The organism is Novosphingobium indicum, from assembly GCF_014645195.1.
Taxonomy (GTDB): Bacteria; Pseudomonadota; Alphaproteobacteria; order Sphingomonadales; family Sphingomonadaceae; genus Novosphingobium; species Novosphingobium indicum.
Genome location: NZ_BMLK01000066.1, coordinates 1 through 3,269, shown reverse-complemented (window position 1 = coordinate 3,269; position 3,269 = coordinate 1). Strand labels below are relative to the sequence as shown.

The 3,269-nt window shown below is 62.7% G+C and carries 2 protein-coding genes and 2 pseudogenes; 3 read left to right on the top strand and 1 reads right to left on the bottom strand.

The window, feature by feature from the left end:
* On the top strand, window positions 1-827 hold an 827-nt coding region (locus tag IEX64_RS23915; protein WP_188823939.1), incomplete at its 5' end, for an NtaA/DmoA family FMN-dependent monooxygenase.
* A gap of 4 nt (window positions 828-831) precedes the next feature.
* Window positions 832-1,605 (top strand): 2-dehydropantoate 2-reductase, encoded by a 774-nt coding sequence (locus tag IEX64_RS23910; protein WP_229710726.1) that lies wholly within the window; start codon window positions 832-834, stop codon window positions 1,603-1,605.
* A gap of 10 nt (window positions 1,606-1,615) precedes the next feature.
* Here the strand turns inward: IEX64_RS23910 and IEX64_RS23905 are convergent.
* Window positions 1,616-1,957, bottom strand: a pseudogene (locus tag IEX64_RS23905) (integrase core domain-containing protein); the annotation flags it as partial.
* A gap of 153 nt (window positions 1,958-2,110) precedes the next feature.
* On the opposite strand from IEX64_RS23905, the pseudogene IEX64_RS23900 reads away from it, so the two are divergent.
* Window positions 2,111-3,202: pseudogene (locus tag IEX64_RS23900) on the top strand (IS110 family RNA-guided transposase); the annotation flags it as partial.
* Window positions 3,203-3,269: the final 67 nt, after the last annotated feature.

The window sequence follows — 3,269 nt, the reverse complement described above, 5'->3', positions numbered from 1 at the left end:
TGTGGGACAGTTTCGCCGACGATGCCTTCGTTATGGACGCAGCAAAGGGCATCTATTTCGACCCCGACCGGATGCATGCGCTGAACCACAAGGGCGAGCATTTCTCGGTCACCGGGCCGCTTAACATCGCCCGTCCGGTTCAGGGCTGGCCGGTCATCTTCCAGGCCGGTGCCTCGGACCCGGGCCGCCAGCTCGCTGCCGAAACCGCCGAAGCCGTATTTGCTGCGGAATCGACGTTGGAAGGCAGCAAAGCCTATTACGACGACGTCAAAGGGCGGGCGGCGACGGTCGGACGCAATCCCGATCACATCAAGATCATGCCGGCCGTATTCCTGGTTGTTGGAGACACCGTCGAGGAAGCCCATGCGAAGCGCGCGAAACTGGACAGCCTGGTCCACTACGACAGCGGCATCCATTCACTGTCCGGCATGCTGGGTCACGACGTATCGGGCTTCGAACCCGATGGTCCCCTGCCCGACATCCCCGAATCCAACGCCAGCAAAAGCTCGCGGCGGTTCATGATCGAATTGGCCAGAGCTGAGAACCTGACGATCCGCCAGCTCGCCGCGAAGGCCGGCAGCTATGGCGGTTTGGCCTTTGTCGGCACCGCCAAGACCATCGCCGACGAGATGCAGCATTGGCTTGAGCAAGGCGCTTGCGACGGTTTTACCACAATGTTCCCTTACCTGCCCGAAGGCCTGGAAGACTTTACCGGCAAGGTTGTGCCCGAATTGCAGGCGCGCGGCCTGTTCCGCACCGAATACGAAGGCGAAACGCTGCGCGACCATCTTGGCCTGCCGCGCCCGGACAACCGCTTCTTCGCCTGATGCGATGAGCCGGTTTGTCATCATCGGCGCCGGGGCAATTGGCAGTTTCCTGAGCACGCGGTTGCACAACGCCGGGCATGAAGTTCTGCTGATCGCCAGAGGAGCACGGCTCGAAGCCTTGCGAAACATGGGCGTGCTGCTGTCCGAAGGCGGGGCCGAGCGGCAAGTGCGTGTGCCGGTGTCCGCAGCATGCGATCCCGTAACGCCGCCGGATCATGCCAGCCTAGCAACCAAGACGTTTCAGATCGAATCCGCGCTCGCTCTGCTCGAACCACTGCGCGGAAGCCGCTTCACGCTGCTGACGGTGCAGAATGGGGTCGAAGCACCCGGCATCGCCCAGGCCGCCCTGCCCCGCGCTGTCGTGCTTGGCGCACGCATGCACGGCTTCTTCGAGCTGGAAGACGGGATCGTGCGCCACACCGGCGTCCCCGCCACGCTGCTGGCCGGCCCGGTCGCCGATCGCGCAACCGACCCGGCTGCCGGACAGGCCTCGGCAATCCTTGCGGGCGACCTTATTGCCGCTGGGGTCCCCACCACTCTGACAGGCGACATGCGCCCAGCGTTGTGGGACAAGTTCCTGATGGCCGCGACGATCGGCGCGGTGGCCCCGGCGTTCGGCCTGAAGGTCGGTCAGGTGCTGGTCCATCCCCAGGCCAGCGCGCTGTTGCGCGAGGCCATGGCCAAGGTCGAACGGATCGCAGCAGCGTTAGGCATCGAATTACCGCCCGCTTGCATAGAGGAGAAGCTGGAGTTCATCGGCCGTGACGTGCTCCCATGATTGTTACCAGTCAGAGGTAGAGTCTCGCTCCTTGATGATAGTTGTTTGAGGTGATGGCAACGTGTCTGGGGGCATGCCCCTAGACACGTTGGCCGGCTATCTCGGCGGGGGTCTTCCCGCCCAGTTTCGAGTGTGGCCGCACGTGATTGTAATCGTCCCGCCAGGTATCGAGCACGAACCGAGCGTGGGCCAGCGACGTGAACAGGTTCTCGTTGAGGCATTCGTCGCGCAAGCGACCGTTGAAGCTCTCGACGAAGCCGTTCTGCATCGGCTTGCCCGGCGCGATATAGTGCCATTCGACCCGCCGCTCCTGCGACCAGCGCAGGATGGCCGACGAGGTCAGCTCAGTGCCATAGCACATTGGGAAGCGGTCCCTCGAAGGGCCGCATCGCCTTGATGAAGACAAGGGCGCGCAGCGCCTGCAGGCTTCATCAAGGCGGTCATGACCGGCCAGCAGGTCTCTAGAGTGAAGTTGTCGACTCAACACTTTGGAGAAGGACCGACCATGACCAAGCGTAGCTCTACTCCCGCCGACGCCGTGCTGGTAGCCATCGATATGTCCAAGCACCACCAGGAGGTGCTGATCGAGCGCCCCGAAGGCGGGCGCCGGCGGCGGATGACGGTGATGGCAACGAAGGCGGACTACGACCGCCTCGCAACCGATCTCGGCGATATCGGGCATCCGGTCATCGTCGGTTTCGAGGCTACTGGTAACTACCACCGCACTCTGGCGCACCGATTGCTGGCCGCGGGCTTCGAACTGCGCCTGATCTCGTCCGTCGCCCTGGCCCGCACCCGCGAGGCGCTGCACAATGGTTGGGACAAGAATGATAGCAAGGATGCGCAGGTGATCCTGCACATGCTTCGGATCGGCGCGACCCAGCGATACGTCGATCCGCTGGCCGCCGGCATCAACGATCTGCAGGAGATGTCGAAGACGCACGAGGCGATCTCCAAGGCCAAGACCCAGACATGGCATCGCATCTTGACCCACTACCTGCCGCTCTATTTTCCAGAGATCGAACGCTTCGCCGGCAACAGTCGATCAGACTGGTTCCTTGCTCTGCTCGAGCGCTTCCCGACCCCGGCCAGCATGACCACGCTAGGCCAGGAAGGCTTCACGCGCGAGGCATGGAGCCTGGTCGGCCGCAAGGTATCCAAGGCCCGGTTGCTGAACGATATTTACGAGACAGCGTGCGCCTCCATGGCCCTCCCGGTCGACGAGGACTCGATCGCGATCACTATGTTCCGCATGGTCATCGCTCAGGCCCGCAGCCTGATCCGGCAACGCGACGAGATCGAGCGAACCGCACATTCCATGCTCGCTGAGAACCGCGATTACCAACTTCTCCGCATGATCCCCGGCATCGGACCGATCAACGCACTGACCATTCTGGCAGAAGCCGGCGATCTTCGCCGCTTCGCCCACCACCGCCAGTTCCTCAAGTTCTGCGGGCTAGATCTTGCCACTTGCCAGTCAGGCATGTTCCGAGGCCGAACCAAGCTGTCGAAGTACGGTAACGCTCGGCTCAGGCGCACGTTCTGGATGGCTACCCAGGGCGCGATCCGCCAGCGCGACAACAGCTTCCGCGATAAGCTAGGCTCAGGACCCATTAAATCGCTTGCGCTGGCGATGACGAATTGATTCAATAGCGGCACTGAGG